General features: G+C 52.8%; 27 protein-coding genes, 3 tRNA genes and 5 pseudogenes. 5 read left to right on the forward strand and 30 right to left on the reverse strand.

Annotated features, from left to right (window positions below; translation table 11 throughout):
- Window positions 1-29 precede the first annotated feature (29 nt).
- Together GKE73_RS14965 and GKE73_RS14970 are read right to left on the reverse strand one after the other, a co-directional pair.
- Window positions 30-809, reverse strand: coding sequence for a DODA-type extradiol aromatic ring-opening family dioxygenase (locus tag GKE73_RS14965; protein WP_230370590.1), 780 nt, complete (start codon window positions 807-809; stop codon window positions 30-32).
- Window positions 810-994: 185 nt separating this feature from the next.
- A pseudogene (locus GKE73_RS14970) lies at window positions 995-1,991 on the reverse strand (recombination-associated protein RdgC).
- A 93-nt stretch (window positions 1,992-2,084) separates the two neighbouring features.
- Between GKE73_RS14970 and GKE73_RS14975 the strand changes: the two are divergent.
- The 3 genes from GKE73_RS14975 (at window position 2,085) to GKE73_RS14985 (ending at window position 2,435) form a co-directional block, all read left to right on the forward strand.
- A tRNA-Pro gene (locus GKE73_RS14975) sits at window positions 2,085-2,161 on the forward strand.
- A 72-nt stretch (window positions 2,162-2,233) separates the two neighbouring features.
- A tRNA-Pro gene (locus GKE73_RS14980) sits at window positions 2,234-2,310 on the forward strand.
- Between the two features lie 49 nt (window positions 2,311-2,359).
- A tRNA-Thr gene (locus GKE73_RS14985) sits at window positions 2,360-2,435 on the forward strand.
- Window positions 2,436-2,451: 16 nt separating this feature from the next.
- On the opposite strand, the gene GKE73_RS14990 is transcribed toward GKE73_RS14985, so the two are convergent.
- Both GKE73_RS14990 and GKE73_RS14995 read right to left on the reverse strand, forming a co-directional pair.
- Window positions 2,452-3,213: a sterol desaturase family protein gene (locus GKE73_RS14990; protein ID WP_230370591.1), complete on the reverse strand. Its 762-nt coding sequence runs from the start codon at window positions 3,211-3,213 to the stop codon at window positions 2,452-2,454.
- A gap of 202 nt (window positions 3,214-3,415) precedes the next feature.
- The gene (locus GKE73_RS14995) at window positions 3,416-4,114 is read right to left on the reverse strand and encodes a YebB family permuted papain-like enzyme (RefSeq protein WP_230370592.1); all 699 of its coding nucleotides are present in this window, start codon (window positions 4,112-4,114) and stop codon (window positions 3,416-3,418) included.
- A 176-nt stretch (window positions 4,115-4,290) separates the two neighbouring features.
- Here GKE73_RS14995 and GKE73_RS15000 point away from each other — a divergent pair, with 176 nt between their 5' ends.
- Window positions 4,291-5,058 (forward strand): helix-turn-helix domain-containing protein, encoded by a 768-nt coding sequence (locus tag GKE73_RS15000; protein ID WP_230370593.1) that lies wholly within the window; start codon window positions 4,291-4,293, stop codon window positions 5,056-5,058.
- 270 nt (window positions 5,059-5,328) lie between these two features.
- Here the strand turns inward: GKE73_RS15000 and tssA are convergent, their stop codons facing one another.
- The 26 genes and pseudogenes from tssA to tssJ all read right to left on the reverse strand — a co-directional run bounded on the left by tssA (window position 5,329) and on the right by tssJ (window position 22,916).
- Window positions 5,329-6,402 carry a type VI secretion system protein TssA gene (gene tssA, locus GKE73_RS15005; RefSeq protein WP_230370594.1) on the reverse strand — a complete coding sequence of 358 codons (1,074 nt, stop codon included), beginning with the start codon at window positions 6,400-6,402 and terminating at the stop codon, window positions 5,329-5,331.
- Between the two features lie 52 nt (window positions 6,403-6,454).
- Entirely contained in the window at window positions 6,455-6,685 is a 231-nt protein-coding gene (locus GKE73_RS15010) for a PAAR domain-containing protein (RefSeq protein ID WP_230370595.1), read from the reverse strand.
- Window positions 6,682-7,086: a hypothetical protein gene (locus GKE73_RS15015; RefSeq protein ID WP_230370596.1), complete on the reverse strand. Its 405-nt coding sequence runs from the start codon at window positions 7,084-7,086 to the stop codon at window positions 6,682-6,684. Before GKE73_RS15015 ends, GKE73_RS15010 begins: the two co-directional genes overlap by 4 nt.
- A 420-nt stretch (window positions 7,087-7,506) precedes the next feature.
- Window positions 7,507-8,010, reverse strand: a complete 504-nt coding sequence (locus tag GKE73_RS15020) for a hypothetical protein (protein WP_230370597.1) — start codon at window positions 8,008-8,010, stop codon at window positions 7,507-7,509.
- 116 nt (window positions 8,011-8,126) lie between these two features.
- Entirely contained in the window at window positions 8,127-8,432 is a 306-nt protein-coding gene (locus GKE73_RS25965) for a ClpB D2-like domain containing protein (RefSeq protein ID WP_230370598.1), read from the reverse strand.
- 71 nt (window positions 8,433-8,503) lie between these two features.
- Window positions 8,504-9,087, reverse strand: a pseudogene (locus GKE73_RS25970) (AAA family ATPase); the annotation flags it as partial.
- 65 nt (window positions 9,088-9,152) lie between these two features.
- Window positions 9,153-9,431, reverse strand: a complete 279-nt coding sequence (locus GKE73_RS25975; protein ID WP_280954966.1) for a hypothetical protein — start codon at window positions 9,429-9,431, stop codon at window positions 9,153-9,155.
- On the reverse strand, window positions 9,385-9,636 hold the full coding sequence (locus GKE73_RS25980) for a hypothetical protein (RefSeq protein WP_280954967.1): 252 nt from the start codon (window positions 9,634-9,636) through the stop codon (window positions 9,385-9,387). The genes GKE73_RS25975 and GKE73_RS25980 overlap by 47 nt, the downstream gene beginning before the upstream one ends.
- Before the next feature lie 35 nt (window positions 9,637-9,671).
- A complete protein-coding gene (locus tag GKE73_RS25985; RefSeq protein ID WP_376767362.1) occupies window positions 9,672-9,929 on the reverse strand; it encodes an AAA family ATPase in 258 nt (85 codons plus the stop codon).
- A complete protein-coding gene (locus GKE73_RS25990; RefSeq protein WP_280954968.1) occupies window positions 9,926-10,108 on the reverse strand; it encodes a hypothetical protein in 183 nt (60 codons plus the stop codon). The genes GKE73_RS25985 and GKE73_RS25990 overlap by 4 nt, the downstream gene beginning before the upstream one ends.
- Before the next feature lie 136 nt (window positions 10,109-10,244).
- On the reverse strand, window positions 10,245-10,778 hold the full coding sequence (locus tag GKE73_RS25995; protein WP_230370600.1) for a Clp protease N-terminal domain-containing protein: 534 nt from the start codon (window positions 10,776-10,778) through the stop codon (window positions 10,245-10,247).
- 73 nt (window positions 10,779-10,851) lie between these two features.
- Window positions 10,852-11,004 (reverse strand): hypothetical protein, encoded by a 153-nt coding sequence (locus tag GKE73_RS15050; protein ID WP_376767437.1) that lies wholly within the window; start codon window positions 11,002-11,004, stop codon window positions 10,852-10,854.
- 61 nt (window positions 11,005-11,065) lie between these two features.
- Window positions 11,066-11,134: pseudogene (locus GKE73_RS24935) on the reverse strand (hypothetical protein); the annotation flags it as partial.
- On the reverse strand, window positions 11,119-11,610 hold the full coding sequence (gene tssG / locus GKE73_RS15060) for a type VI secretion system baseplate subunit TssG (RefSeq protein WP_230370602.1): 492 nt from the start codon (window positions 11,608-11,610) through the stop codon (window positions 11,119-11,121). The pseudogene GKE73_RS24935 and the gene tssG, both read right to left, overlap by 16 nt.
- Before the next feature lie 56 nt (window positions 11,611-11,666).
- Window positions 11,667-11,834: pseudogene (locus GKE73_RS23880) on the reverse strand (type VI secretion system baseplate subunit TssG); the annotation flags it as partial.
- Window positions 11,831-13,687: a type VI secretion system baseplate subunit TssF gene (gene tssF, locus GKE73_RS15065; RefSeq protein ID WP_230370603.1), complete on the reverse strand. Its 1,857-nt coding sequence runs from the start codon at window positions 13,685-13,687 to the stop codon at window positions 11,831-11,833. The pseudogene GKE73_RS23880 and the gene tssF, both read right to left, overlap by 4 nt.
- Before the next feature lie 149 nt (window positions 13,688-13,836).
- Complete coding sequence (locus GKE73_RS15070; RefSeq protein ID WP_230370604.1) at window positions 13,837-14,412, reverse strand: hypothetical protein; 576 nt, start codon at window positions 14,410-14,412, stop codon at window positions 13,837-13,839.
- A gap of 865 nt (window positions 14,413-15,277) precedes the next feature.
- On the reverse strand, window positions 15,278-15,772 hold the full coding sequence (locus GKE73_RS15075) for a hypothetical protein (RefSeq protein ID WP_230370605.1): 495 nt from the start codon (window positions 15,770-15,772) through the stop codon (window positions 15,278-15,280).
- An 8-nt stretch (window positions 15,773-15,780) separates the two neighbouring features.
- Window positions 15,781-16,683 (reverse strand): glycoside hydrolase family 19 protein, encoded by a 903-nt coding sequence (locus GKE73_RS15080; protein WP_230370606.1) that lies wholly within the window; start codon window positions 16,681-16,683, stop codon window positions 15,781-15,783.
- A pseudogene (locus GKE73_RS26000) lies at window positions 16,670-19,488 on the reverse strand (type VI secretion system Vgr family protein). Before GKE73_RS26000 ends, GKE73_RS15080 begins: the two are co-directional and overlap by 14 nt.
- 83 nt (window positions 19,489-19,571) lie before the next feature.
- The gene (gene tssE, locus GKE73_RS15090) at window positions 19,572-20,051 is read right to left on the reverse strand and encodes a type VI secretion system baseplate subunit TssE (RefSeq protein ID WP_230370607.1); all 480 of its coding nucleotides are present in this window, start codon (window positions 20,049-20,051) and stop codon (window positions 19,572-19,574) included.
- A 1-nt stretch (window position 20,052) separates the two neighbouring features.
- Window positions 20,053-20,757, reverse strand: coding sequence for a type IVB secretion system protein IcmH/DotU (gene icmH, locus GKE73_RS15095; RefSeq protein ID WP_230370608.1), 705 nt, complete (start codon window positions 20,755-20,757; stop codon window positions 20,053-20,055).
- Between the two features lie 7 nt (window positions 20,758-20,764).
- Window positions 20,765-21,307: a type VI secretion system baseplate subunit TssK gene (gene tssK, locus GKE73_RS15100; RefSeq protein ID WP_230370609.1), complete on the reverse strand. Its 543-nt coding sequence runs from the start codon at window positions 21,305-21,307 to the stop codon at window positions 20,765-20,767.
- Between the two features lie 28 nt (window positions 21,308-21,335).
- On the reverse strand, window positions 21,336-22,112 hold the full coding sequence (gene tssK / locus GKE73_RS15105) for a type VI secretion system baseplate subunit TssK (RefSeq protein WP_230370610.1): 777 nt from the start codon (window positions 22,110-22,112) through the stop codon (window positions 21,336-21,338).
- Between the two features lie 271 nt (window positions 22,113-22,383).
- Window positions 22,384-22,599: a type VI secretion lipoprotein TssJ gene (locus GKE73_RS26005; protein WP_376767438.1), complete on the reverse strand. Its 216-nt coding sequence runs from the start codon at window positions 22,597-22,599 to the stop codon at window positions 22,384-22,386.
- Window positions 22,506-22,916, reverse strand: a complete 411-nt coding sequence (gene tssJ, locus GKE73_RS15110) for a type VI secretion system lipoprotein TssJ (protein WP_512698928.1) — start codon at window positions 22,914-22,916, stop codon at window positions 22,506-22,508. The genes GKE73_RS26005 and tssJ overlap by 94 nt, the downstream gene beginning before the upstream one ends.
- Window positions 22,917-23,349: 433 nt before the next feature.
- Between tssJ and GKE73_RS15115 the strand changes: the two genes are divergently transcribed.
- Window positions 23,350-23,925, forward strand: a complete 576-nt coding sequence (locus GKE73_RS15115; RefSeq protein WP_230370612.1) for a M15 family metallopeptidase — start codon at window positions 23,350-23,352, stop codon at window positions 23,923-23,925.
- Window positions 23,926-23,962 lie beyond the last annotated feature (37 nt).

Raw genomic sequence — 23,962 nt, forward strand, 5'->3', positions numbered from 1 at the left:
CCGAAACGGTTTCGGCCAACTTAACCGCGTCAATCGAAGCGCCAGCAGGCCATCGACAGCGAACCATAACGCCAGTCATCATGCAGGCGTTGCGGTGCGACGCCATCGCTGGCCGCGCCGAGCATGGCAAACAACGGGTTGAAGTGCTCGTCGCTCGGGTGGTTGTTGCGAGCCAGCGGCGCTTGGTTTTTCCAGTCGAGTAAATCGGCCAGACGGTGTTCGGCCAACGCCTGATCCACCCACAAGGCAAACTGCTGCGCCCATTGCGGTATGGCACTGCCTTCCGGCTGCAGGGCCCACAAGTTGTGGGTATAGCTGCCCGAGCCAATAATCAGCACATTGTCGTCGCGTAGTGCCCGCAAGGCCTGGCCCATCTGGTAGAACACTTCAGCGCTGGCGGCGTGTGGCAGCGAGACGGCGACCAGCGGAATATCCGCCTGCGGATACATGCGCAGCAGTGGCGTCCAGACGCCATGGTCCCAGCCATGCGTGTCCGTTGTGGCGACAGCAAATCCCGCCGCCGCCAAGCGGTCACGCACGTTTTCGGCCAACTTCACATCCGTTACCGCCGGATATTGCAGGGTGTACAGCGCGCGTGGAAAACCACCAAAGTCGTAAACCGTTTCCGGCGCGGCAGTCAGGCTGACGGTGGGGAGCCGCGTTTCCCAGTGGGCGGACAACACCACAATGGCGCGGGGCCGTGGCAAGTCCCGCCCCAGCTGTTCCAGAAAATGCGCTGTTGGGCTGTCTTCCAGCGCCAGCGTCGGCGCGCCGTGGGAGATGAATAGTGCGGGGTGTCGTGTTGTCATGATGGCATCGCTTGCAAAGTCTTGATGTCACCAGCTTACGGCAGAACCCTGTTCGAACAAACCGGTTATCTGGAAGTATATTGTTTAGTTATGGTAAACAATTGCTTACCTTGTGACGCCAAAGTCCAACCACAGGTTGGCCGAACCGGTTGATTGCTACCAACCGGCCCGGCTGTATTTGCTGGTCAATCCCAAGGGACATCCGACGAGGTGTTATCGCCAGACGACGCTGGCGCGGATGACGTCGCGACCGGTGCCGCCGCCGTTGATCCGCCCGCTTGGCTCTCCTCCAAGCCACCCAGCGCCTCAACCAGCTCATCCACCAGTTCGCCCAGCTCCGCGCTCATCAGCGTAAAGGTCGCCTCGAACAAGCTCTCGCGGTCATCGCTTACCCGGCTGGCTTCTTCCTGCAACACATCCAGAAATTGAATCCGCTTCAACTGCAATTGATCGGTCAAGACAAAACGGATGCGCTCACGCCAGATCAGCCCAACCCGCGTCACCTGTTTGCCGGTGGCAATATGCTGGCGGATTTCCTCGGCCGTCAGGTCCATGCGCGTGCAACGGATAACCGCGCCATTTTCGCTGCTGTCCTTCAACTCGCAATCGGCATCCAGCTCAAAACCGACCGGTGCTTCCCCGGCGGCCAGCCAGTCGGTCATCGCCGTGTGCGGCGCAATCTGCGTGCGTGGCAGAGCGGCCGGGAAGGGCGGCAGCGCTTCACGTAATTTGGATACCAGCGCTTCGGCCTTGCTTGCCGTGCCCGAGTCCACCATCAGCCAACCACGCTGGGTATCCAGATAGGCCGTCATGCGGCTGGTACGGACAAACGCCCGCGGCAGCAAATCGTCCGTAATCTGCTCTTTGATGGCCTGTTTTTCCTTTCGGCCAACCTTGCGCAGTTCCTTGTCCTCGATTTCGCTGACTTTGAGTTCGACAAAATCACGGATCACCCCCCGCTTACAGCACCTTGTCTTCGCGTTTCAGCGTTACCAACTGGCAGTCACGAACCGCAAATACCGGCGAATCCAGATGCGCGGCCGGAGGTACCCAGCCCTCAAAAAACCAGTCCAGCCCACCACAGTGTTGAAAAGGCGTTTTATCCAGTGCATCAGCAAGTTGCGCCGTTTCAACGGGGAATTCCTTGCTCAAACGATAAAAAGAGAGTTGCTTAAACCACATAATTGTTCCATAATGCGCGTCCTCTGATGGCGCTAATTGTACTCCCTCCCGGAGCACCGTAGCAGACTGTCAGATGCAGTAACAGCAAGTATTCGGGGTGTAGCTTAGCCCGGTAGAGCGCTACGTTCGGGACGTAGAGGCCGGAGGTTCGAATCCTCTCACCCCGACCAAAATGCTTGTAAAAATTTGTTGTTTATGGTACATTTCACCCCCTCGGTTTCTTGCCGAGAAATTGAAAAAAGCGGAGTGTAGCTTAGCCTGGTAGAGCGCTACGTTCGGGACGTAGAGGCCGGAGGTTCGAATCCTCTCACTCCGACCAGATTTAAAAAGCCTTGAGCCGTTTCAAGGCTTTTTTGCCAAGTTGGTTAGCCGGTGTAGCTCAGTTGGTAGAGCAGCGCATTCGTAATGCGAAGGTCGGGGGTTCAACTCCTCTCACCGGCACCATTCAAATATTTAAGGGTTACAGCATTTTTTGCTGTAACCTTTTTCGTTGCTGGTTCCATGCTTCCTTGACCAAAATTACATGCAGGAGCATTGAAAAATGAGTGATGCCTACTCTGGTTTGATTCAAACTAGAGTAGTTTCCTTTCTCTTTGCTAACCGAAATCCGCCCCCTAGTCGTGATAGACATTCTGGAAGCGGAGCATCGCCAGTAAATGCTCTTCCTGTTTACCGGAAAACCGCAGCGGGGTGCAAAATTCTCACTATCTTTAAATGTTCCAAACAGTCGGTCCCACCAAGTGATGTCTCCAAAGTTGTACTGATGTACGTCCAGTTCATGATGAATCGAATGATGTTCTGGCCGTTGGATGAACCATCCAAGCCACATTGGGGTACGAATGTTAGCATGATAAAAGTACTCTCCTGCGGCACTGAATAGTGATGTCCGGGCACCTGCCTCGGCAGTCCCTCCGAAAATGCAGTAGACGAGTAAGCTGGTGATGATCAAGTCCGACGCAATTTCTATTGGATGTTTGTAAAAGGATGTCAGTACTTCGATACGGCTAGGGCTGTGATGGAGCTGATGGAAAATCACCCAGAAACCGTTAGCATGTCTTATGCGGTGCCACCAGTAGAATACGAAGGTGCCAACAAACCAATAAAATGCACCTTCCAGAGCGGGGCTCTGCCATGCTCCCAGATGAAATAGGGCATGCCCGCGAAAAAATCGATTCCGGGTTAAGCCACCCAACCCGACCAAGGCTAGTTGGGCGAGGTTCATCAGTACAGCGCGGCCGTACCAGCCATGTGAATACGGAAGTTCTCTACCGGATAGATACATTCCAATATAAAGAAGGCTATGGTCAGGGTGATAATCAAAGCAGCTGGTAATAGTTGTTCGTGATATGGCATGTTGAATAGCCTTGTTTAGATGCGGCTTATAGGACGATAGGTGTTGGTTGTGGTGTCGGGCGAGTAGGTGTCTAGGCGTTGAAATAGCCATCAAAAACACTGTGTAGTGCAGCGCTTCTTAGCATGCTTGCGGGAGTGATGGTTTCCCGGTTCCACGGGATATTGCCAAAGTACCAGAGTGTCCAAAATCCCAAGTCAGCGCGAGGATTGCGAGTGAGTAAGGTTGAGAATGTCTCAACTTCGCCAACCGGGGTGCCGGTTGCTTCACGAATTATTTCATGAACATAGCGTGAGCAGAACTCTCGTTTTGAGTGCAGATTAAATCCGGTGTCGTAAAAAACTCCTAAGCGGGCTCGTGCTGCTTGTTGAAGCCTGTTCTGCTGGGTATCGGTTAACCCTATGTTCAGACGTTGAACGGAGATCCTTCCTCCTTCTGCAGAGGAGAGGAACCGGGCAAGAGGAGATATACGCGAGAGGGGAAACTTGCTTTCTGCGACCAATACCTCACTCCGATTGGCCTCAACAACTATCCCAACATGATTGGTCCAGCTTTGGGTTGTTTCCGCTACCTTGTGGAAAGGGTAGGCGGGCACGCGAATAAATAGAATGTCGCCCGCAGTCAGCTTGGTAGAGAGTCCTTCCAGGCTGATCTGTGCTGCGGGATTGCAGGTTTCTGTCTGTGTTGCACAGGCCGAAGCGGAGGACGTTACTCTTCTAGGCAAACGAGACGTAGTCAGTTTAACGATGGATTGTAAATGTCTCTTTGTCATAAAGTTCTGCTCCCTGAAGGTTATTCATAAATCTTTGCCCGCAAACAGCTACGACAAGGTCGCTACAGGCGTATGAAGTAGTAGGGATACTCTGAACTATGCAAATAGAATGTGAAACCTTCCCATTACAAATTGTAAAATGTAAGCTATGAGGTATCGAATATCGATACTTTCTCATGTCACAAACACTCCAACTGATTGCTACGCTCAAACAATTACTCAAAGCCAAAGGTAAAACCTATGCTGCTGTTGCGGAACATCTCGGCCTGAGCGAATCCAGCGTGAAACGTCAATTTGCCCAGCAGAGCCTTAATTTGCGTACGCTGGAAGCTATCTGTGCTTTCATTCAGTTGGAGTTTGTCGATCTGATTCAGGCTGCTGAAGCTTCGCAACCGCATCTACGCCAACTTAGCGAGGCTCAAGAGGCTGAGTTGGTGACGGATCCCAAAAGAGTGCTGGTGGCCGTGTGTGTGCTTAATCATTGGAACATGGAGAGGATCGTTGCGACCTATTGCCTGAGTGATGCGGAATGCATTAGGCATTTACTGGAACTTGATCGTATCGGTTTGATACGGCTACTACCTGAAAATCGCATAAAGTTACGCATTGAACGCGATTTTGAATGGCGTCCGGATGGGCCGATCCACCGTTTTTTCCAGAAAAGGGTACAAGGCGATTTTCTTGACTCGGGTTTCAATCATTCAGGGGAATGCCTGCTTTTTCAACAGGCAATGTTATCACCTGCTGATAATCAACGATTCCAGAAGAAGATGCGCCAGTTGCTTCAGGAGTTTACTGAATTACATCAGGAAGGGGTGGCTCGTGTGACAGAAGAGAGGGATGGAACCAGTCTGCTGCTCGCTTTGCGCCCGTGGGAACCCCTCGTTTTCCAATCAATGCGCAGGGTTCCAGATGAAAGAAAGTATGAACAGGCGCAGGTTTAGCCAAATTGACGATAGCCTTGGGAGCATGTGGTGGTCCGATGTTCGGGCCGTTGGCCTACTCTCCGCATGGCATAAATAATATAAACATTGTCCCAGTTGTTGTTACAACAAACGGTTTGGGAACGGAATAGTCCTTACTGGCATCCATGACATGAATACGCGTGGCATGAGTCCATCAACCACACATGATTGATGGACTGCTAGCGCAGTCAGTCTTTTACAGAATTCCCAGATTTGGAACCGGCGGATTGCCGTATTCGAATTTTCCGGCTATTCGCAATCAAGCAGTTCTCGTAACTGGCTTAGCGTTGAATCGTCCTTGATGACATGCTGCAGCCATTCTTCCAGACTCATTTCTGCCCAGCGCGCTGCTCGTTCAGCCAACAGCGAGACCGGGCTATGTGGTTCGTGGGCCCGGAAGTAATGTGCTACTTGACCTAGCATTTGTATGGCTTGTTCGCGGGAGGCAATCTGGCCGTCAAATGGTGCCGTGGGCGTGGAGCTGTGGACGATAGTTGAACTGTCTGCTTTTGGCATGCTAGATGGTCCTTTGGCTGCAGTCACTGGCGGGGTGCTGACGGAACTGGTGTGCTGTTTGCGATAACGCAGCACTAGATCCCGGCTGGCGTAAATGGCATTACGTATTTCCACCAGACTTGGAGCATGGTTTCCCAACTTGCTATCTACCTGTTGTTCCAGTATTTCGTACTGGGACAAAGCTTGCACCAGTTGGTCATGCAAGCCGGAGAACCAGTTGGCACCTGATTGAGCGGCCGCTTTCTCGAAAGTTTCCCCTGCCAGTTTGCCTTCGGCCAACGCTGCGTCGCGTGCGGCAGGGTCTTTTAGCCCAAGGTTGTCTACTTCGCGCGATTCTTGCCAGTCTTGCCAGCTATAGCCGCCAAATTCAGGCTTGAGCAGTGGGGCGGTTCGGATGGCTGCTGCCAATTGGTGATTCAGCCATTCGAGCTTGCCTGTGCGTTCGTCGGGATCCTGCTCGTCCAGTTCCGGGTAGCCATTTTCCCAGTAGCGTTCGATCCAGCCGTTGAGCAGAGTGAGCCCGTCACTAAGTCTTGCCACTCCGTGTTGGCGTACCCACGCTTCGGCCAACCAGACGAGCAGTTGCAGATCTTTACTTTGTTCGGTGAAAGAGGCTTCGCACAGGCGGACTACTCGCGGCCATTCTGCCACTTTCAGCGCTTGTTCCCATTCTCCTTGTGCTAGGCCTAGGTCATCGCTGCGGCGCGCTTCGCGAATCTGATCGAACAGGGCGGAGTAGGCCAAGTCTTCTCCGGCCGGATTATCTCCGGCAACGGGGCTGAGCAGGGCTTCGATCGTGTCTTGCATGATTTTTCCTGTAAAAAATGTCAGCCCCTGCCTATTTCTGGCAGGGTGGAGATCAATACGGCTCCACAGCTGGTTTTATGGCCTTCCGGGCCACGGGTTTACCACCAACGAGCCAACTGCTGTCGCCTTCGACGATGGTGCAGCTGCCATGTCCCCGGCGCGGGCACGTGACTGAATCACCTAGGCAAGCTACCTGTTTGCCAAACAGGGTGGTACTGGACGCAGCACTCACCACATGCCCTCCGTGGTCTGTGGGGTCGCCCAACCGGATAACGCGTTTCATGATGACATTTCCTCTAGTGGCGGCCCTGGCAACGCTGAGGCTGGCGTCTTCCGGCCAAATTGTGCCAGCAATACCGGGGCCTCCAAGGCATGGCTGCGGGTGATGGCTAAGGCAGTCAGCAGTGCGCCGGTAGCCGCGCCGTTGTTGCCCCATTCGCGCACGCTATTACAGGCCTGGTCGATGGGATGAATTTCGGTCTGATGGTGGCTGAGTGCACTGGACAGTGCGCTTAGCCTGGCTCCGCCGACCTGTACGTCACCACTGTTGTGTACCAGCCATTCCAGGCTTGTCGTCCGATTGGCCTCGGGCTTGGCATCTTCTTCGCTGAATGGGTAGTCAAGCAGCATGGCATTTACCAGTGCATTGTCTAGCATGGGCAGCAATTGACGACTCAGTTGCATGGCCCGGTTGGATGAAGCCGCACCATGTACTGGCTGGCTCAGCTCGGCAAGAATTGGCAAGGCAGCGAGTGATGGTTGCTGGCTGGGGGGGGACAGGTCCCCAGTCTGCACTGGATGCAGAAATTGATTTCTCCCAATACGGTTGATAGGGATCTTGTGTGTCCAGCGGGGTAGTTTGATCGGTGATCTCAGTACAGGGTAACCCGTTGCGCAGAAACAGTAGACAAACCACGGCCAAACCGGGTTTGCCGCGCCGTGCAAGGGCCGGGTCCGGCTCAGTGTCGAAGTCGTCATCGTCTTCCAGTTGCAGGATTGGGGCGTCTGCCGCCAGTAGCACTAGCCCGGGGCATTCCGGCATCTGTAGCAATACTTGTCGGGCGCGTTCGGCGATATCGCCATGACCGGGGAGGAAGCGGCACTCTACCGCTGGAACGGTACCTTCCAGCGTCTGTGAGGCGGCTTCCTGCTGAATGCTTTTAGCGTGGCTAGCTGTTCGACCCCTGATTCCGATGGAATGCCCTCGGTATACACCGGTAACCAGGCGGCTCCCGGAGCGGTCAGATACAAGTCTTCCAATGCTTCACGTTGCGGCGCGGCTAGTGCGGTGAGGATATCGTCATCTTCCAGCTCATCCCGCTCCAGCGTTAGCCACTGGCAGGTTTCATCCGTTTCGGCCAACCAGGCTGGCTCTTCGCCCATCGGCAGGGCGGTGCAGTATAGCCAGCGGCAGGAAATGGTCTGCTGCCTTTCGGCCAACTTGGCATAATGCTGCTGGCGTGCCTGTTCGCGTGCCGCGATGCGCTGGGCTTCAGCAGCTTCTTCCGCTTGCCGACGATCTTCTTCTGCTTTTTTCTCCTTGTGCGTGCTCCACCAACGAAGTGCCAGCGTAACAGCCACGGGTGGCACGATGTGCAGTAACAGCATGGCTGACGGACTGACACGTTGCCAACTTACTGGTAGTACCAGCCACAGCAGGCTCCACCAGCCAATGGTGGACCCCCCTAACAGTGCGAGCAATCTCCACATAGTGATCGTGTCCCTCAGCTCAGACGCACTTTGATATCGGAACCCTTGAGCGAGACGGCGATCTTTTTCACCGGCTTGCCACTTGCCATACGACTGAGCAGGTCGCAGGAGATCGGTGCCAGCAGGGTGCGGGTGAGGATGGCATCGGCGTTGCGCGCACCGCTGTCAACATCCATGCAGCGGGCGGCCAGTGTAGCGGCCAGCGTGTCTGGAAACTCAATCTTGGCGCCATGGTTGTCCGCGATGCGGTCGCGGATACGACCCAGCTTGAGCGCAACGATGGAGTGCAGCACCTCGTCGCTGATGGGGAAGTAGGGCACGATGTCCAAGCTCCCAAGAGTGCTGGCTTGAAGGTTTGCTGCAGGGTGGGGCGCAGGATTTCCACCAGATCAGCCGCAGTCGGATCACGGGTTTCGCCTTCTATCGTCACGCCGTGTTCACAGGCGCGCATTACCAGATCCGTACCAGCATTGGAGGTGAGCAGGATGATAGTGTTTTTGAAATCCACCTCGCGGCCTTCGCTGTCTTCCAGCACGCCTTTGTCGAACACCGGAAGAACAGCTCCATTACGTCCGGATGGGCTTTTTCCACTTCGTCCAGCAACACCACCGAGTATGGGCGGCGACGGACGGCTTCAGTCAGCACGCCGCCTTCGCCGTAACCCACATAGCCGGGAGGGGATCCCTTGAGCCCCGAGACGCTATGGGCTTCCTGATATTCGGACATATTGATGGTGACCAGATTGCGCTCACCACCGTACAAGGCTTCCGCCAGCGCCAGCGCGGTTTCAGTTTTGCCTACGCCGGAGGGGCCCACCAGCAGGAATACGCCCTTGGGTTTGCCGGGGTCTTCCAGATTGGCCTTGGCGATCTGTACCCGCTCGGCAATTTGCGCCAGCGCGTGGTCTTGGCCGATCACGCGTTCGGCCAACAGCGCACCCAGTTTTTGCACTTGTTCCAGCTCGTTGCTCACCATGCGGCCCAGCGGGATGCCGGTCCAGCCTGGCGATGACGTCGGCGATCACGCTTTCATCCACGCACTCAAAGGCCAGCGGCTGGATTTTTTGCAGCTTGCGCAGCTCTTGCCGCTTTTGCATCAACGGGCTGGGTTTCTTGCCTGCCAGCCGTGGCGCGTCGGTTTGTTGCTTCAACTGCTCGATCTCGTCCACCAACTGCTGTTGCACCTGCCAGTGCCGCGTGCAGGGCCTCGAGGTCTGCGCGCAGCTCGCTCAAACGGCTGCTGAGCTCGGCGATGCGTTCGGTGTGGCCTTCTTCACGCGACAGCGCCTCGATTTCGCGCTCGATGTTGTCGATCAGCACCTGAGTGTCTTCCACCGGGCCAGGCTTGTAAGCTGCGGGACAGCGCCACGCGGGCGCAGGCGGTATCCAGCACGCTGATGGCCTTGTCCGGCAACTGGCGACCGGTGATGTAGCGGCTGGACAGGTGCACGGCGGCGCTGATGGCTTCGTCGAGGATGTCCACCTTGTGATGAAGGCGCATGGCTTCGGTAAGGCCGCGCACCATCTGTACTGCGATATCGGGGGCAGGCTCTTCCACTTTCACGACCGGAAGCGGCGTGCCAAGGCCGCGTCTTTTTCGAAGTATTTCTTGTACTCGGCCCAAGTGGTGGCGGCGATAGTGCGCAGCTCGCCGCGCGCCAGCGCCGGTTTCAGCAAGTTGGCGGCGTCGTTCTGTCCAGCCGCGCCGCCCGCGCCGATCAGCGTGTGTGCCTCATCGATGAACAGGATGATGGGCACCGGGCTGGCTTTCACCTCATCGATCACCTGACGCAGGCGGTTTTCGAATTCGCCCTTCACGCTGGCGCCTGTAGCAGACCCAGATCGAGCGTGCGCAGGGTGACGCCCAGCAAGGTTTCCGGTACTTCACCCAGCACGATTTTGCGTGCCAGCCCTTCTACCACGGCAGTTTTGCCCACACCGGGTTCGCCGGTGAGGATGGGGTTGTTTTGCCGACGGCGCATGAGGATGTCGATCATCTGGCGGATTTCGCCATCGCGGCCCGAGGATGGGATCGATCTTGCTTAAGCGCGGGCCTGTGCGGTGAGATCCACCGTGTATTTTTCTAGCGCTGGACAGCCGCGGCCGGTCTGGCACGGGATAGGGGCGTCGGCGTCAGGTTCCGTGTCGTCTTCGGCCTGTTCCTGGCGGGCGGCAGGCGATGCACTGCCTTCGCCGCCGTGGCGGCGCAGCTCGCGATAAGCGCCTAGCAGCGCCGCCGTACCGTCCCTGTGCAGCCAAGCTGCGAGAGCTGGATTGCACTGCGTTGCGCAGGGCGTCGTCATGCCACAGCGCCAGCAGCAGGTCTAGCGTGGAGATATCGGCTTCGCTGTGTTCCATGCTGGCCAGCAGCCGGGCTTTTTCCAGCCAGCGTGGCAGCCAGGCGGACAGCACCGGGTTGCGGGTGTTGCCGGTGCGAAAGCTATCCTGTGCGGCATCCAGTTCGCGGCCCAGCGTGTCGGCGGGTATGCCCAGTGCCAGTAGTGCGGCTTGTGCGGCGTTGTCTTGTTGGTCCAGCAGTGCCAGCAAGACATGTTCGATTTCTACTTCAAAATGAGTGCGGCCCAGCGCACGGTTGGCCGCTTGTTCCAGTGCTTGGCGTGCAGCGGGGGTGAGGCGTTCGATCAGGGATTTTAGTGATACCGACATGTGTATTTTCCAGTAATTGAAATCAAAATTCGAAGTCGCGAGTTGTGATCAGTGTAATAAGGCATAGCGCATGTCATCGGGGTCTTGCTTTTGCGCCCCTAGCCAGCAGGTTCCGCCCGAGGCGCAGAGGGTTGTCCGGCATCATGCGGGCTGGTGGTACGGCGTCTTTTTCCAGTATCAGGCATGCATCCACGGCCAGATTGTGGCCGAGGGCAAACTGCAACACGGCACGCAACGCCGCCGCCGCTTTGCCGCCCCGGCAACAGTGCCTCGTAGCGCTTGATGTCCATGCTGCCCAGTCGTAACCGCAGCTTGGTTTGGCGGTCCCAAACCCTGCTGCTTAAGCCAGTAGCGATATACCCAGTTCACAGCACTGTTCTCCAAGCTTGCTTTGTTCACTTTCCGGTAGCGTCATCCATTGGCCAACAAACTGTTCTATCCGTGCTGTTACGCCGAAGAAGCTCTCAATGAGCGTAGCCAGAGACTGTGCCGACATAGGCTTTTGGCTAAGCAAGTAAACAAAGTAGACGAACAGGTTTTCGTCCATGTCGACTCGCTCACCAATCTGTCGACGTAACGTCCCTAACCCGGTGCCGCCCAAATCAAGTAGATGCCGGGTAAATCCATCACGTTCACCGGCTTCTACCTCCAGCCAAAAACGGTACTTGCTCCATGCTTCGTAAAATAGTGAGGCGGCACGGTGGCTGAAGATGTCAAAGAAAGCATGCATTGAACTGTCGCGGTAGCGCTGTTTTCGCTCCAGCAATAGCTCGGTATAAGCGGTTGGTAATGCGCCGGATGGTCCGGTAAGCCCCATGAAGCTGATGACCATCTCCGCTGTTGCTTAAGCGCTTCGGCCAACGTGCCATCCTCTGGCGCAGGTTGATAGCTGGTCAGCTCGCTGGGAGGAAATGACAGCGTAGCTAATGTGCGAAAACGCAGATCAACTGGCAGTCGTCTTTTGATGCCCGGGCGCTTGCGCCCAGACAACGCCAGCAAGCGCACCGCCCGGAAAAAACCGAACTGGCTGGCATCAGACTCCAGTTCTTTCCTCAGATCACGAGGGCTTCGCTAACTCGGGCTGGCCATGTGAGTACCTCCTCGCTGTCCTGAACATTTTCCACGATCAAACGAGTGAAACTGTTGGGGGCGCAGTAAAGCGCGAAAAAACGCTCCAGTACTGAAGCGAACAAGAACACGCTGCCGCCCACGTAATAGTCCGCATCCAGTTTGAGGCGGATTTCACTACCGCGTACGAAGCCGGTGAAATCGCGTCCTGCCACCCGTGTCACGGCGGGCTGGCTGATAACGGATGCAATCCCTTGGATCTGGCGGCTGTTGACGGCAGAGTCGGTCAGGTTGTAGAGCGCCAGCATTTCCTGCAGCGCCTCGACTCCAGAGTCGACAATCGATAAGTAGTTGAGCGACAGATGCGAAATCAGACGCCACTGAACGGCACGGCCTAATGGACTGCGCTGCGTGGCGCCCGGTTTGCGTAACAGCCGAACCCGCTTGACTACCGAGTGTCCGGGAATAGTGAAATCAGAATGTGCCGACGATTGGCTACCACCGAATGGAATCTGCTCGGGCAAGTCGCGATTGCTACACAGCAGCTCCAGGCTCAGTACCTCCGCCGCCGGGCGCACTGGCTGGAAGGCCAGATCTACCAGATGAATTTCCGTGTCACTTCCCTTGTCGCCCTGGTATGGCGAATCCCGTCGGCTGGTATGCCAGTAAAAGCGTGGAGTATTGTCTTGTGCCGCATGGCGGATAGCATAGAAGGGTGGCACTTCCTCGCTGCGTTCTCCTTCAGCTGACTTCTCCACCCGTTGTACCCGGCGAATCTGTACCACCTCGTAAGCGTGAGGCTTACGTCCGTCCGGTATTACCGCATAAGATGATTTCTGATGGGTGACGCGAATGGGCTCGGCCGCGTGTCGGAACAGATTCACCACAGGTGAGCAGCCCAGCTTCAGGTGTTGCACGCCAAGTTGGGTCAGCAGGCGGTTGTAGCGCTCGCCGTCCGGATACTTGTCCAGCATCACCCGCAACACCAACCGCTCGCCATCCAGCCGAGCTGCTGCTTTGTCAAGTTGGCCGAAGTCAATAAACAGGAATTTATCTGGATAGCAGAAGTACTCGGTCAGCAGCCGGTAGCCCACGAAAGAACGCTCATCGTATTCAAGCATGCCCTCCGCGCGACCAAAGCCCACTGGCGTGATACTGGATGCGGGTAACTGGCGCGTGCGTGCAGGATCTTCGCTACCATCGCCCACCTGCACCTTCTGTACGTCGGACAGTAGCAGTTCGTACAACAGGTGCATTTGCGCTTCGCCGTCCAGGAAAAAGCGTAGCGACTCTAGTCCGATGGAGTTCACTGGTAAACCGCTCTGCGTTTGCAGTTCCAGTGTCAGTACCGCCGCTGCATCCGGCGCCAGCTGGCGCAGATAGGCCGAACTGCTGGTCAGTTCCAGCCGGGCTTCGCTCAACGCTAGCGGATAAAGATCCACGGGATAAGCACTGCGAAACTTGCACGTTACACCGTTAATAGCCGGTGCCTGCACCATTTGACCGCGTTCCACACGATAGCGGCGTGCAATCTCCGGCCGGGCTGGGTCACACTCCAGCTGGACAATGGTGGCGGCGGGAATGGGCTGCAGATAATGTGGATACAGCACATTCAGAAAGCTTTCCGCCACTTCCGGATAATCGTCATCCAGCTTTTTGTGGATGCGAGCTGCCAGCAGCGCAAACGACTCGATTAACCGTTCGGTGTGCGGATCGGCACACTGGTCGCCTTCTATCTGCAGCCTACCTGCGATCTTCGGGTAACGACGGGCGAATTCGCCGGACAGTTCTCGCAAATGGCCGAGCTCACGCTCGTAATAGGGGAGGATAGATTCAAGCATTTAATTTAAGAACTCAATTCACATTTGATGTGGTGGTTCGTTGGGTATTAGACATGATGCTGGATTTTTACGTGAAGAGTGTGCTGAAAAATTATTTTTCTTAATTAATTAATTTGCTAGGCGATATTGCACTCAAAATCATGTGGATTTTATTTTTTACAGGGGTCTTCTACTTTGTATTTTCCTTCCGAGCCATTGTTTTTTGTGTATTTAAATTCTAGTGAATCATCCTTGTTGAATTTTGCGTGAATAGTAGAAAAAATTACTGCGGATTTAGTGTAAAAATTAATTTTTTTATCGTTGTATTTGATATGCCAAAATGGATTTATTTGACTTGTTGCAAAAATTGGGAAGGTAGCAATGCCATCTTCGGTTGGAGTTAGTACACAGTCTTTACTGGTGTTAATTGCCAGTATGTCATGAATGTCCTTGGAGATGCCTTTTGTTTTTTTATAAAAAAAACTTACCGAGCATGGGCTTCCACATGAAAATGATATATGAGCCAGATCTGGTGAGGCCCATTTGGCAGTGATCGTAGCAGTTTTAACTTCCTTGAAGAAGAATAATTTCGAGTTTTCATCTTCTACCCAAGCTGAGCAAAATGAATTGCTACATTTATAAGTTATGGTCTCTTTTTTTGTGGGGGAAGCTATCTTGATTTCCTCCGCGCTGGCGATGGAGGATGTAATCAGTGGCACTAGTGAAACTATAATAATTCCCCTCATTTTCTTTCTCTCTTTAAGGCGCGCTGTTGTCTTCTAGATTTGCTTGTAAATATGTTTTATTTACTGTTGTTAAAATTGATATTTCTATATTTACACTGCTGTCGCTATTTATTTTAGTGTTCCATTCTATTTTGTTGTTTAATTTTTTTGTGTCATTTAGATTGTATCCTTTCCCATTTTTTGATCTAATTTTTTTAAAATTATTGAATATTGCTTTTCTGATGTAATTAGTCCGAAGTAATTGCTTATTATCTTTCCGTGTGAGTTTTCTTCATTTAGTCCTATTGTATGGTTTTCATTTTGTATTTTGCATTGATATATGTTTAGATAGCTTCTATTTGATGGAAAATCTTCGTTGCTTTTTTGTGCAATTATTTTTTATTTTCTTAATAAAGTTTGTGCTATTTTCACCTGCTAGGTTTTTGGGGTGGGTGATGGTTGAGTAAAAATCTTCCTTACTGAAATTTGTTGCGCTCGCAGTCGAAGCTATTGTTGAAGTAATTACTATTAGGTTAAATGTAATTTTCGTAGCCATCGGTAGTGTCAAGTCTGACCGTCTGATTAATTAAATATAATATTCGGCAAAATTTCTTTTATTTCTTTTTTGGTATGCCTGAAAAGCTTTGGCTTTACAGGAAATGTCTGCTGGAAAAATTTATCCTTTAGGCAATAACTAATTATTTTTTGTCGGATTGCTATGGCTTAGCTAGTGTCACAATCCCCTGTATTCCAATCTGACGTGAGATATCTGGCTAATCAGAATACAAGCGGGAAGTTGGACTGTTTAAGAATGACATGTAAAATATTATTGTTAATTAAATAGAGGTTGTTTATTAAAGCTATTATTAATGGATGATGGTTATATTTATAGACAACTGTTTTTTTCAATAATAAATTTTAGTGATTTAGATGTTTGTTTTCCTGATTTTTTCATTATATCTGTGATTTTGTCTATGTTTTTACAAATATGAAAGCTATTTTTTTTTATGCTCATGACAACGTAGTCATCAATTAATGATCCTCTGGTCTCTTCTTCGCTGTATTTATATGCTGCGTAAAACTCCCCTTTTATTTTTGTTATTATGGGTTGGTAAATTTTGCTGCAGTTAGAGTAGTCTTCAATGTCATTTTGTTCGAAGAATATAACTTTATATTCTTTTTGTTTGAGTATTATTGAACAGGACGGTGTTCTTTTCCCTGGTTGAATGTATTGTATAAATATTGGTGTAAATATTTCTGTGTCTATTTTTTTTTGTGCTATAATTTTTATCGGTTTTGGTTTTTCGGTGTCATTAATTTCTGTTGATTTTGCGATTGAACATATTGAAATTATCGCGAAAAAAAATAATAATTTTTTCATGATGGTTTCTAGTCTTTTTCCTGTGTTGCGGTTTTTGCGATTTTTTCCATTTGAGCAGGGGTTAGGCCAAATGCTTTTTTCTTGAATGGATCTTTCTCAATTAATTCTAGAAACCTTTGATAGCCTAAAACAGATTTATCTTTGTCTTTTTCTGTGCCGGATCGTTTGCTATCTGGATCGTGCCAGTATCCCCAAGCAAACGCACTTCTAGGACTCTTAAAAGCAAGGCTGTCCTTGAACTGGTATTCATCTGTGGAGAGCGATTTTTTTGCCTCATCAGGCATGCTGTCACGTAGCACAGCTAAGCTTTTGCACGAACTTAAATTCATAGATTCGTAAGAGTTTTTTAATAGAGATTTTCTATGTTCAAAACCATTTAGGCCACCATTTATTAAGATGGTTATTGCAATAAAATCATTTTTGTCAGCCAAAGTATTAATATTTAACGAACTTCCATTTGTCCAAAACCATCCAGCAGAATCTGCTGCGAAATTTGCGGCCTCAAGTTTGTACTTGTTTTTTCCTAGAAAATCTTCCCCTATAAAATCTCCATATTTCTCATAATTTTTCTTCCATGTTATTTGAATAAGTCCTCGTCCTTTATATCCATCATATACGTTACTCTCTGATACGCCTTTATTTAATATTTCTGCTGTATATTTTAGGCTGGCAGACTCATGGCCAATCTGTGCTAGAAAGTGCATGCGGCGCATGCAAGTATTGATTTCGTATTTTTTAAATGTATTATTAATGTGGGGCAAAAAATTTTCTAATATCGATATTTTTTGACTTGGGTAGCAGTCGATTAATTCATCTATGGTTATGTCTCGATTGCATGTGCAATCGATTTTTACTCTCTCATGGTGAGTGTGATCACTTTTGGGATTGGCTTTGTCTTTATTCTTCATCATCAAAAACCCTTTTGCTTGCCGGTTGCAGATCTTCTTGTGCAGTTTGGCTAATTATTTTCTTAGTAATAGTAAATATTTCTGTTGTTGCAGCATAGATACGTTGGGTGTATCCATTCTCATCAGTTATACCTTTGTACATTAATCCAGTTTTTGTTTGTAACTGGTATTGAAAATTGGGGACCGGGTTTCCAGAGGCGTCCAAAATTTTGTACTGGATACTACTGTCATGCGTTTCTTTAAACCATGGCATTGGTATGCCGAGAGAGGTCCCGCTGTCCATCACATGCTTTGCCCCCTTCACACTCACCGTGCCCGGGCAGTGAATCTCGATGTTCCCCCCCTTCAGCCGGATATAGCCACCGCCGCTGGTCAGCAGGATTTCCTGGCTGGCGGCAATCGTCACCTTGCCCTTACACGACGTAACGGTGACATCCTGGTCCGCCGTCAGCTCCATCTCCCCACTCTGTGCCTGCACCTGTACCTTGCCTTTGGCCGCAATCAGCTTCAGCGCCACCTTGTCCTTCACCCCCGCCACAAACAGGCTGATGTGCTGGCCGACGTTGTGCAGCCAGCGGCGACCGGTGGTGTGGTTGCTGTCGCGCTGGGCGATCAGGTTAAGGTTGGTGCTTAACGCTGAGGGTCTGGCTTTGTTCACTGGCACTGGCGATACCGGCCGGGCCGGACAGGATGAGTAACGGTTGCTGACCGCTTTGGTCTTTGGCGGTCTTGCCCTCTTTATCGGTGTTGCTGCTTACTTCCCGGGCTTTGAGGGCCGCGACGTGGTGTTGCAGGTGGCCGCTGTCTTTCTTTCCGGCGGCGCTGTTGTCCGGATTGATGGCCTCCGGCCCGGTTTCCATGCGGTCGGCCAACTGGGCGCTGGCGGTGTCGGCCGAGGCTTTGGCTCAGGTTGAGGGCGGCATCGAGCTGGCTTTGCACGTGTTCCCGTGCCAGCTGTGGGTAAGCGGCCCCGTTCTGTGCCTCGGTCGTGAGCAGCAGACCGTGGGCGGCGCGGATCGCGCCGTGCTGGTCGGTCCGCAGTTCGAAGCCGTTACCGCGCGGCTGGGCTTTGCCGTTCGTGCGCGGCTGGGTCAGAAAGCCCTGGTTGAGCTGGGTCTTGCCGGATTCGCTGCTGAGTTTGGCCCGCACTTCGCCGGGGTGTCGTCGAACAGCAGTTCGTTGTATTGCCCACCCTGATGTTCTTTCGACTTGATGCCGGACAGGGTCTTGTTGGCTTAAGCAGGGCACCGGCGCCGCTAAAGGCCGGGGTGGCATGACTACCGTTGTACAGCACGCCCACAATCACCGGGCGGTCGATGTCGCCTTCGATGAAGTCGACCAGCACTTCCTGACCGATGCGCGGAATGAACTGGTGCCCCCAGTAGCGCCAGCCGAGGGCATGGCCACCCGTAGCCAGCAGGAGGACTGGTCATCGAGATTGGCGCCGAGGGTCGGGTGTTCGTCTGGCCGCTGCCAGTGGAACTGCACCTTGATGCGCCCCGGGCATCGGTATACACCTCCTCACCGGCCGGGCCGACCACCGTGGCGGTCTGCACGCCCCGGGAGGTGGGTCGGGCCAGCTCGCTGTGCGCATACGCTGGCGTCAGCGGCAGACCGCGCCGCTGGGCGGTGAATTCGGTCTCGAACGGCGACTTGGCCGCATCCGCCTCGGGTTGGCCGATCAGGCCGGACAGCGCCCCCTGCAGGTCGACGGGCAGGTTGTTACGCGCCCGGAAGGTCTGCCGGGTAACCACGAATTCACGCTGCTCACGGCTGTCCCCCTCGTGCGCCGGATGATCATCCAGCCGGAACCATTGGCTTAAGCACACAGACCACGGACTGACCCGCTGCCGCTGAAGGTCTTGGCCCGGGCATCGTGTGCCTGCTGGCGCAGCTGGGCATACTGGCCAAGCTGATCGGCGTCATTGGCATAGTGGAGCGATTGCGGATCGTAGTCCTGCAAGGTGGATTGCAGCGTTTCGCCACGCGCCCCCTGATCAATACGGCTCTGGTCAAGGCTGTGCTGGGTCGCCACCGGCTGGTAGTCAAAGCTGGCCAACGCCACCTGACTGGCGACCACCTGACGGCTGGCCGACCAGTCGGTCAGCCCGTCTTCGTCCTCGGTGGCATCACGACGGTGATAGCGCACCCGCTCCAACGGCGCGGCGGGCAGGCTGTAAGGATCGTCGAACACCACCAGTTCCACCTGTGGCGTCTCCCCGTCGTGGTGCTCGAAACGCCGGGCATAGCCTTCTTCCTGCAACAGCCGCACGATGAAATCGAAATCGCTCTCGCGGTACTGCAGACAATACCGGCGGGGAGCGGCTGGCTGGGTGTGAAAGCTCAGCGTCTGCACCGGGCAAAGACGGCATTATTGGCCTGATGCTCGTGGAGGATCTGCGTCACGATCTCCGGGACGGTCAGATCCTGAAACACCCGTGAAGTCCGGCGGTGGCGCAACAGGGCAAACGGCGGCTCGAGGGTCAGCGCATACTTGGCGAAACCGCCATCGGCGCCCAACAACTCGGCGCGCGAGACGACGCCACAGCGGATACTCTCCCGGCCATCGGCCTCCTGTACCCCCAGCCGGGCGGTCAGGCCGAGCAGCGACTTGAGTTCAAGATGGGTATCGGGAGACAGACAGGTGAGCTGATAGAGATAGGCCTCGGAGACGCCCTCGCGGCCGTCCAGCGCGTGGGGCAACAACGATTCGGCGCTGAGCGATGGGGCCTCGAGCTGCAGGGTGAGCAGGCGCTGGTGCTGGGTGAAGGCGCTGGCGAAGCTGGCGAGAACACTGGTGAGGTCCATCCTGATTTCATCTCTTCTTTAATGTCGCCCCGCGACGGGGCAAAATGGAAAACGATGACTCATGGCGTACAGGGCGTTGTCTATCATTCAACTTTGTATACGTTGGACGACAGTTGCAGCGTGGCATCGAACGTGACTGGTGGACGGTGGGGGTGAATACGTAGTACAGCATCGACGCGAAAGCGCAGGTGGCGCTCCATCTCTCGTGGAGCGTCGAGATTGACCCGTACTCTAGACAGCCGTGGTTCGTGAGTTTCGATAGCTCGACGCAGTTGCTCTCGTAGTAATTCCCGGTCGTCAGGGTTGAGCAGGCTTATGCCGCTGAGGTCTGGAATCCCGTAGTTGAGCATGCTGGTGCGAGCGAGAGGGTAATCGTCGTCACGTACCTCAGCTGGCATTAGCCGAGTATTGAGCAAGGACTCGAGATCGCGAGCTAGCGACTGTTTGAACTGCGTTAGCTCGTACAGCGGTGCGTTATCCAGCAGGTTGTTGTCTGGATAGTCGTCCAGCAGACGGTCTAATACCGATGGCTGTAGCAGAGGCTGTCGGTTGAAAGTCGCCATGTCAGGAGCCAAACACTTTGCTTAGTTGCTGCGAAAGTAACCAGCGATAGGTAAAAAAGATGCCACTACCTACGACCGCGAGTAGTGCGAAGTAGAGCCACAGAGGTAGTTCGTGGCGAACAAAGGCTTGGAAGCGTTGTGGCAACTGCCAGTTGGGGGAGAACTCGGCTTTGCCTCCGCGCACCTGCTGAATTTCTTGTCCCAGTTTGTGTGTGAGGTAACCTAGCTTTTCTTCACCTTCTAGCAGATATTTCCCTTGAAAGCCCAGTAGTAAGCAGGTGTAGAACACTTCCAGTGCTTCGATGTTCTGGGCTGGCTCGAGGCGTAGTTGTTCCAGCCGATTGAAAAAGCCTTCTCCTGCGAGATGTTCGCCAAAAAGGCGTAACTGTAGTGGCATGCGTTCCCATTCATCTCGTAATGAGAAATTGGACGACAAGATGATTTCGTCCATCAATGCACAAAAGGCATATTTCGCGTGATTGATGTCGTTTATGTCTTTATTGAAATTGCGTGCGTTTTTCTCATATTGGGAGAGAAAGCTGTCAACGCGGCGGTTGAACTCAACGGCGCTGCCGGGCTCGTTGCCATCTTTCAGTAGAAATAATAAATAGATGCCATCTTCTAGCATTTCTCGAAGAGAGGGAGCTGCAGGGGCGGCGATGGCGATGGGGTGTTCTATTGCTGGAGATCTCGTGGCTTGACTCATGGTGTGCTCAGCGGAAAACGGCGATCAGCTCAAGGCTTAGATCTGACAGGGTTTGAGGAACGTAAATACAGATGCTGCGCGACTGCAACATGCGAACAAAAATATCCCCGTGTGGTTCGAAGGCAAAGTAGTGGTTGCCAACGCGCACCGGCACGGCAGAAGGTGTTTGCGTTGCATGGTGAATAGCGACGCCGCGCATAGCAGAGTTGAGGATTTTTTCCACGTCGTCCGGTGCGCCAATCTTCATTTTCAGCGGTACGTTGTCGATCACCTGAGTGGCCGGTAGCTCGCTCTGCACCGAGAGATAGAAGTCGACGTTTTCCAATAGACGGTCACTTTCCGGGCGTCCTATATAGAACGATGGCTTGGGTGAATGCAGGGGGATAACGGTATAGCGAGCGGAGATCACCGTATCTAGCAGTTCGCGAATCTGGTGATCAAGCTTCGGAAGTACTTGGTGTAACTGTTCGTGGTGGTAGGACGGTATATCTGCCGGGCTGTATAGCGTAGAAAAGGTTTGCAGTTCGCCACAAAATTCTGCTAGTGCCATGTATAGCTCTTCAGGATGTAGCGGTTCGCTAAGTGATAGATGTCGCAGCCCTGGCGAAGTTGCGGTTGACGGTGTGTAGTAGCCAAAAAGAACTAATATCTGTTGCACCATATTCCACAACACTTTTGGCGCGTTCCCGATGACTACCTGCTAGGGACTGGCTTTTTACCAGCAGGATATCTAGCAAGCGTCTCAGTATCTGCTGAACGCTTTCCGCGGCGCTAACCGTGGTCAGCGGAGGTATGAAGCCTTGCACTATTACCCATTGCCCTGTGGCATTCTTCTCCAGTTCACACAATGGAATAGCATCATAGCCATCACGATTTTCTTCTTCCAACATCAGTCTCACATCTAGTTCTAATGTACTGATATCAGCTTCTAATGCCTGTGTGTAGAGATCAGCCAGTTCGCTTTGCTGACTGATAAAGCGTGTAGGACGGGTTGCAGTCCCACCGTTGCGGGTGTTGCCGCCGTAAGGTTGCATCTGTGCTAGGCAGGCGTAGAGCTTAGTCTTGATACCGAGTTGAGGTAGAGATGTTAGGTCGCGCGATAGTGGGAGTGCCGAATGGGCCGGTGCTTGATAAAGAGTGCCGTCGCGGAACATTACCGCCAATAGATCAATGCGTACGACCCCCTCTTTCAGCGCCTGCTCGTCTAATTGAAGTTGGGTAACTCCCCACTGATGACGGTGTGATTGTTGCAATAGAGCGGTAGCTTTTTGCTCAAGAAACAATGATTGCTGCTGAAAGTGCTGGGGGCGTAGGAACATGCCTTCACCCCACAAAATTCGTTTCGCCTGTTGCATTGAACTTCAAACCTTCACTGTTCATTACTCGCAGTTGTCGACTTAATCGCCATCCCGTATCGCCCCGTTACTATTACGAGCACCATGATTCGTTCGAATTGGATAAGCAGGTTGGCCGAACACCTTAAAAGCCTAATGTAATAATTCATGTATTTTAGAAGCCATTTGTCATTTTTATGGGGCAGCAATTCCCTATAGATTTAAATTAAGTAAAAATTTAATTAGTCGTAACTATTGTTGTTAAATTGAGACAGTACTGAGGTACCTCTCCTCAGTGGTGTCTACCGGAGCAATCTGATGGCGGGCGTGTTGATTGTCCGGGTATGGCGATGTTCTTAGTCCGCGAAGGTAGCAGGTAGCAATCTGCCGCTTTGAAATTTAAACCATCACGTTTTACCGCGTCGGCGGTATACAGCAGACGCCAGTAGCCGGTGTCTGGTTGTCTGAAGAATCCGACGACTCCAATGTAGCGTGTTTCTTCTTCGATAGTGTCCGGTTCGGAGAATTTTCCTCCGGTATCAAGGTAATTTCTTTGCTTGAAATCAGTGTGTTACCAAGAAGCTCTGTCTCTGATTTTCCCCCTACCATAGCCTCCATAGTCAGGCGGTTAAAGGCTTCGGTGTTGCGCAAATGGTGTACGTGTACCACCACTGACAAAGGTTTGCCTTGCGCGTCCCGGTTCATGCTCTTGCTGCCTTCCCCTGTGATGTTTACCAGCTTTGGCCCTGCACAGGCTGCCAGTACCAGTATTGGCAAGGTCTTCAGCGCAACGATCAAACAATATCTTCTGAGTCTCGTCAGCATGGGATGAAATGTGATTCCTGATGGTTGCCAGTCAACTCATCGTAGTTTACTAGCAATTACAAATATTCAAAAGTCATGTTAAATTACAAATAAAAAGTGCTTTTGGGTATTGTTGGTCGTGCTGATTTCACTTTAAATTAAATAATTGGTTTAGGGAATTGTGGGTGGAATGATGTTTTTGTCTATCAGGCTCCCTTTGTTGATAGCTGGTTTGGTTTTGGCGGTGGCTTGGGTTGGATGGCGTTTTTTCTTGGCTAAGCGCGATGGTTGATGGTTGGGCTGAACGGAGGACAGCTGGAGTGGTTAGTCCGGTAGTCTCTTCGGGGCCCCCTGCGTCGACCCCCGTGATTTCCGACTTGGGCCGACTTAATCGGCGGCAACGCTATCGCTGGTTGACGTGGTTGTTGCTGTCCTTTGCCTTGGTCGGTGGGGGGTGTGGGGGGTTCTCAAAATGGGGCGTTATTACCAGCGCCCTGAGTATGTTGTACCGGATTACCAGCAGGCTGCTCGAATTAAGCAAACGCTGCTGGAGGAAAAACTGGTGCCACCGCCGCCTCTGCCGCCGCTGGCATTCACAGATGTGCAGGTGCAGATGCCCGGGCTGGATATTATTCACGCTAACCGGGACTGGAGCCGTATGAATCCTGTCTTTGTACAGACGGTGTTGCGCGTGATGGCGACGATGAAGGCCCGAGGATTTGCCATGGTACTCCTAGAGGGTTATCGCAGCCCTGCGCGGCAAGATGCGTTGGCTGCGCAAAGTAACCATGTGACACAGGCTAAGGGTGGGCAGAGTAAGCACCAGTATGGGCTTGCTGTGGATCTGGCTCCCATGCGCAATGGCAAGGTTGTGATTTCAGAGCGCGATGCGTGGGCGATGCAGGCTTATCAGGCTCTGGGTGAGGAGGCTCAAGCGGTCGGGCTCACTTGGGGTGGGAACTGGAGTTTCAAGGATTTTGGGCATATCGAGCAGCCTGGGTCTCTGAAGGTATTGCTGGGTAAAAAGTAACATTTCAATTATTCGATAAGTGGTGGTTATGCAAGCT

It is taken from the genome of Paludibacterium denitrificans (assembly GCF_009707705.1).
Lineage (GTDB): Bacteria > Pseudomonadota > Gammaproteobacteria > Burkholderiales > Chromobacteriaceae > Paludibacterium_A > Paludibacterium_A denitrificans.

Excerpts from the sequence above, each read along its gene's own strand:
- GKE73_RS15070 (WP_230370604.1), bottom strand. The coding sequence starts at position 14,412 with ATGAGGGGAATTATTATAGTTTCACTAGTGCCACTGATTACATCCTCC.
- tssE (WP_230370607.1), bottom strand. The coding sequence starts at position 20,051 with ATGGCGACTTTCAACCGACAGCCTCTGCTACAGCCATCGGTATTAGAC.
- GKE73_RS14995 (WP_230370592.1), bottom strand. The coding sequence starts at position 4,114 with ATGACAAAGAGACATTTACAATCCATCGTTAAACTGACTACGTCTCGT.
- GKE73_RS15075 (WP_230370605.1), bottom strand. The coding sequence starts at position 15,772 with ATGAAAAAATTATTATTTTTTTTCGCGATAATTTCAATATGTTCAATC.
- tssK (WP_230370610.1), bottom strand. The coding sequence starts at position 22,112 with ATGCAACAGGCGAAACGAATTTTGTGGGGTGAAGGCATGTTCCTACGC.
- tssA (WP_230370594.1), bottom strand. The coding sequence starts at position 6,402 with ATGCAAGACACGATCGAAGCCCTGCTCAGCCCCGTTGCCGGAGATAAT.
- GKE73_RS15020 (WP_230370597.1), bottom strand. The coding sequence starts at position 8,010 with ATGCTGTTACTGCACATCGTGCCACCCGTGGCTGTTACGCTGGCACTT.
- GKE73_RS14965 (WP_230370590.1), bottom strand. The coding sequence starts at position 809 with ATGACAACACGACACCCCGCACTATTCATCTCCCACGGCGCGCCGACG.
- icmH (WP_230370608.1), bottom strand. The coding sequence starts at position 20,757 with ATGAGTCAAGCCACGAGATCTCCAGCAATAGAACACCCCATCGCCATC.
- tssG (WP_230370602.1), bottom strand. The coding sequence starts at position 11,610 with ATGGTCATCAGCTTCATGGGGCTTACCGGACCATCCGGCGCATTACCA.
- GKE73_RS15000 (WP_230370593.1), top strand. The coding sequence starts at position 4,291 with ATGTCACAAACACTCCAACTGATTGCTACGCTCAAACAATTACTCAAA.
- GKE73_RS25980 (WP_280954967.1), bottom strand. The coding sequence starts at position 9,636 with ATGGTGCGCGGCCTTACCGAAGCCATGCGCCTTCATCACAAGGTGGAC.
- GKE73_RS14990 (WP_230370591.1), bottom strand. The coding sequence starts at position 3,213 with ATGAACCTCGCCCAACTAGCCTTGGTCGGGTTGGGTGGCTTAACCCGG.
- tssJ (WP_512698928.1), bottom strand. The coding sequence starts at position 22,916 with ATGCTGACGAGACTCAGAAGATATTGTTTGATCGTTGCGCTGAAGACC.
- GKE73_RS15080 (WP_230370606.1), bottom strand. The coding sequence starts at position 16,683 with ATGATGAAGAATAAAGACAAAGCCAATCCCAAAAGTGATCACACTCAC.
- GKE73_RS25995 (WP_230370600.1), bottom strand. The coding sequence starts at position 10,778 with ATGTCGGTATCACTAAAATCCCTGATCGAACGCCTCACCCCCGCTGCA.
- GKE73_RS15010 (WP_230370595.1), bottom strand. The coding sequence starts at position 6,685 with ATGAAACGCGTTATCCGGTTGGGCGACCCCACAGACCACGGAGGGCAT.
- tssK (WP_230370609.1), bottom strand. The coding sequence starts at position 21,307 with ATGGCACTAGCAGAATTTTGTGGCGAACTGCAAACCTTTTCTACGCTA.
- GKE73_RS25990 (WP_280954968.1), bottom strand. The coding sequence starts at position 10,108 with ATGATCGACATCCTCATGCGCCGTCGGCAAAACAACCCCATCCTCACC.
- GKE73_RS15015 (WP_230370596.1), bottom strand. The coding sequence starts at position 7,086 with ATGCAACTGAGTCGTCAATTGCTGCCCATGCTAGACAATGCACTGGTA.
- tssF (WP_230370603.1), bottom strand. The coding sequence starts at position 13,687 with ATGCTTGAATCTATCCTCCCCTATTACGAGCGTGAGCTCGGCCATTTG.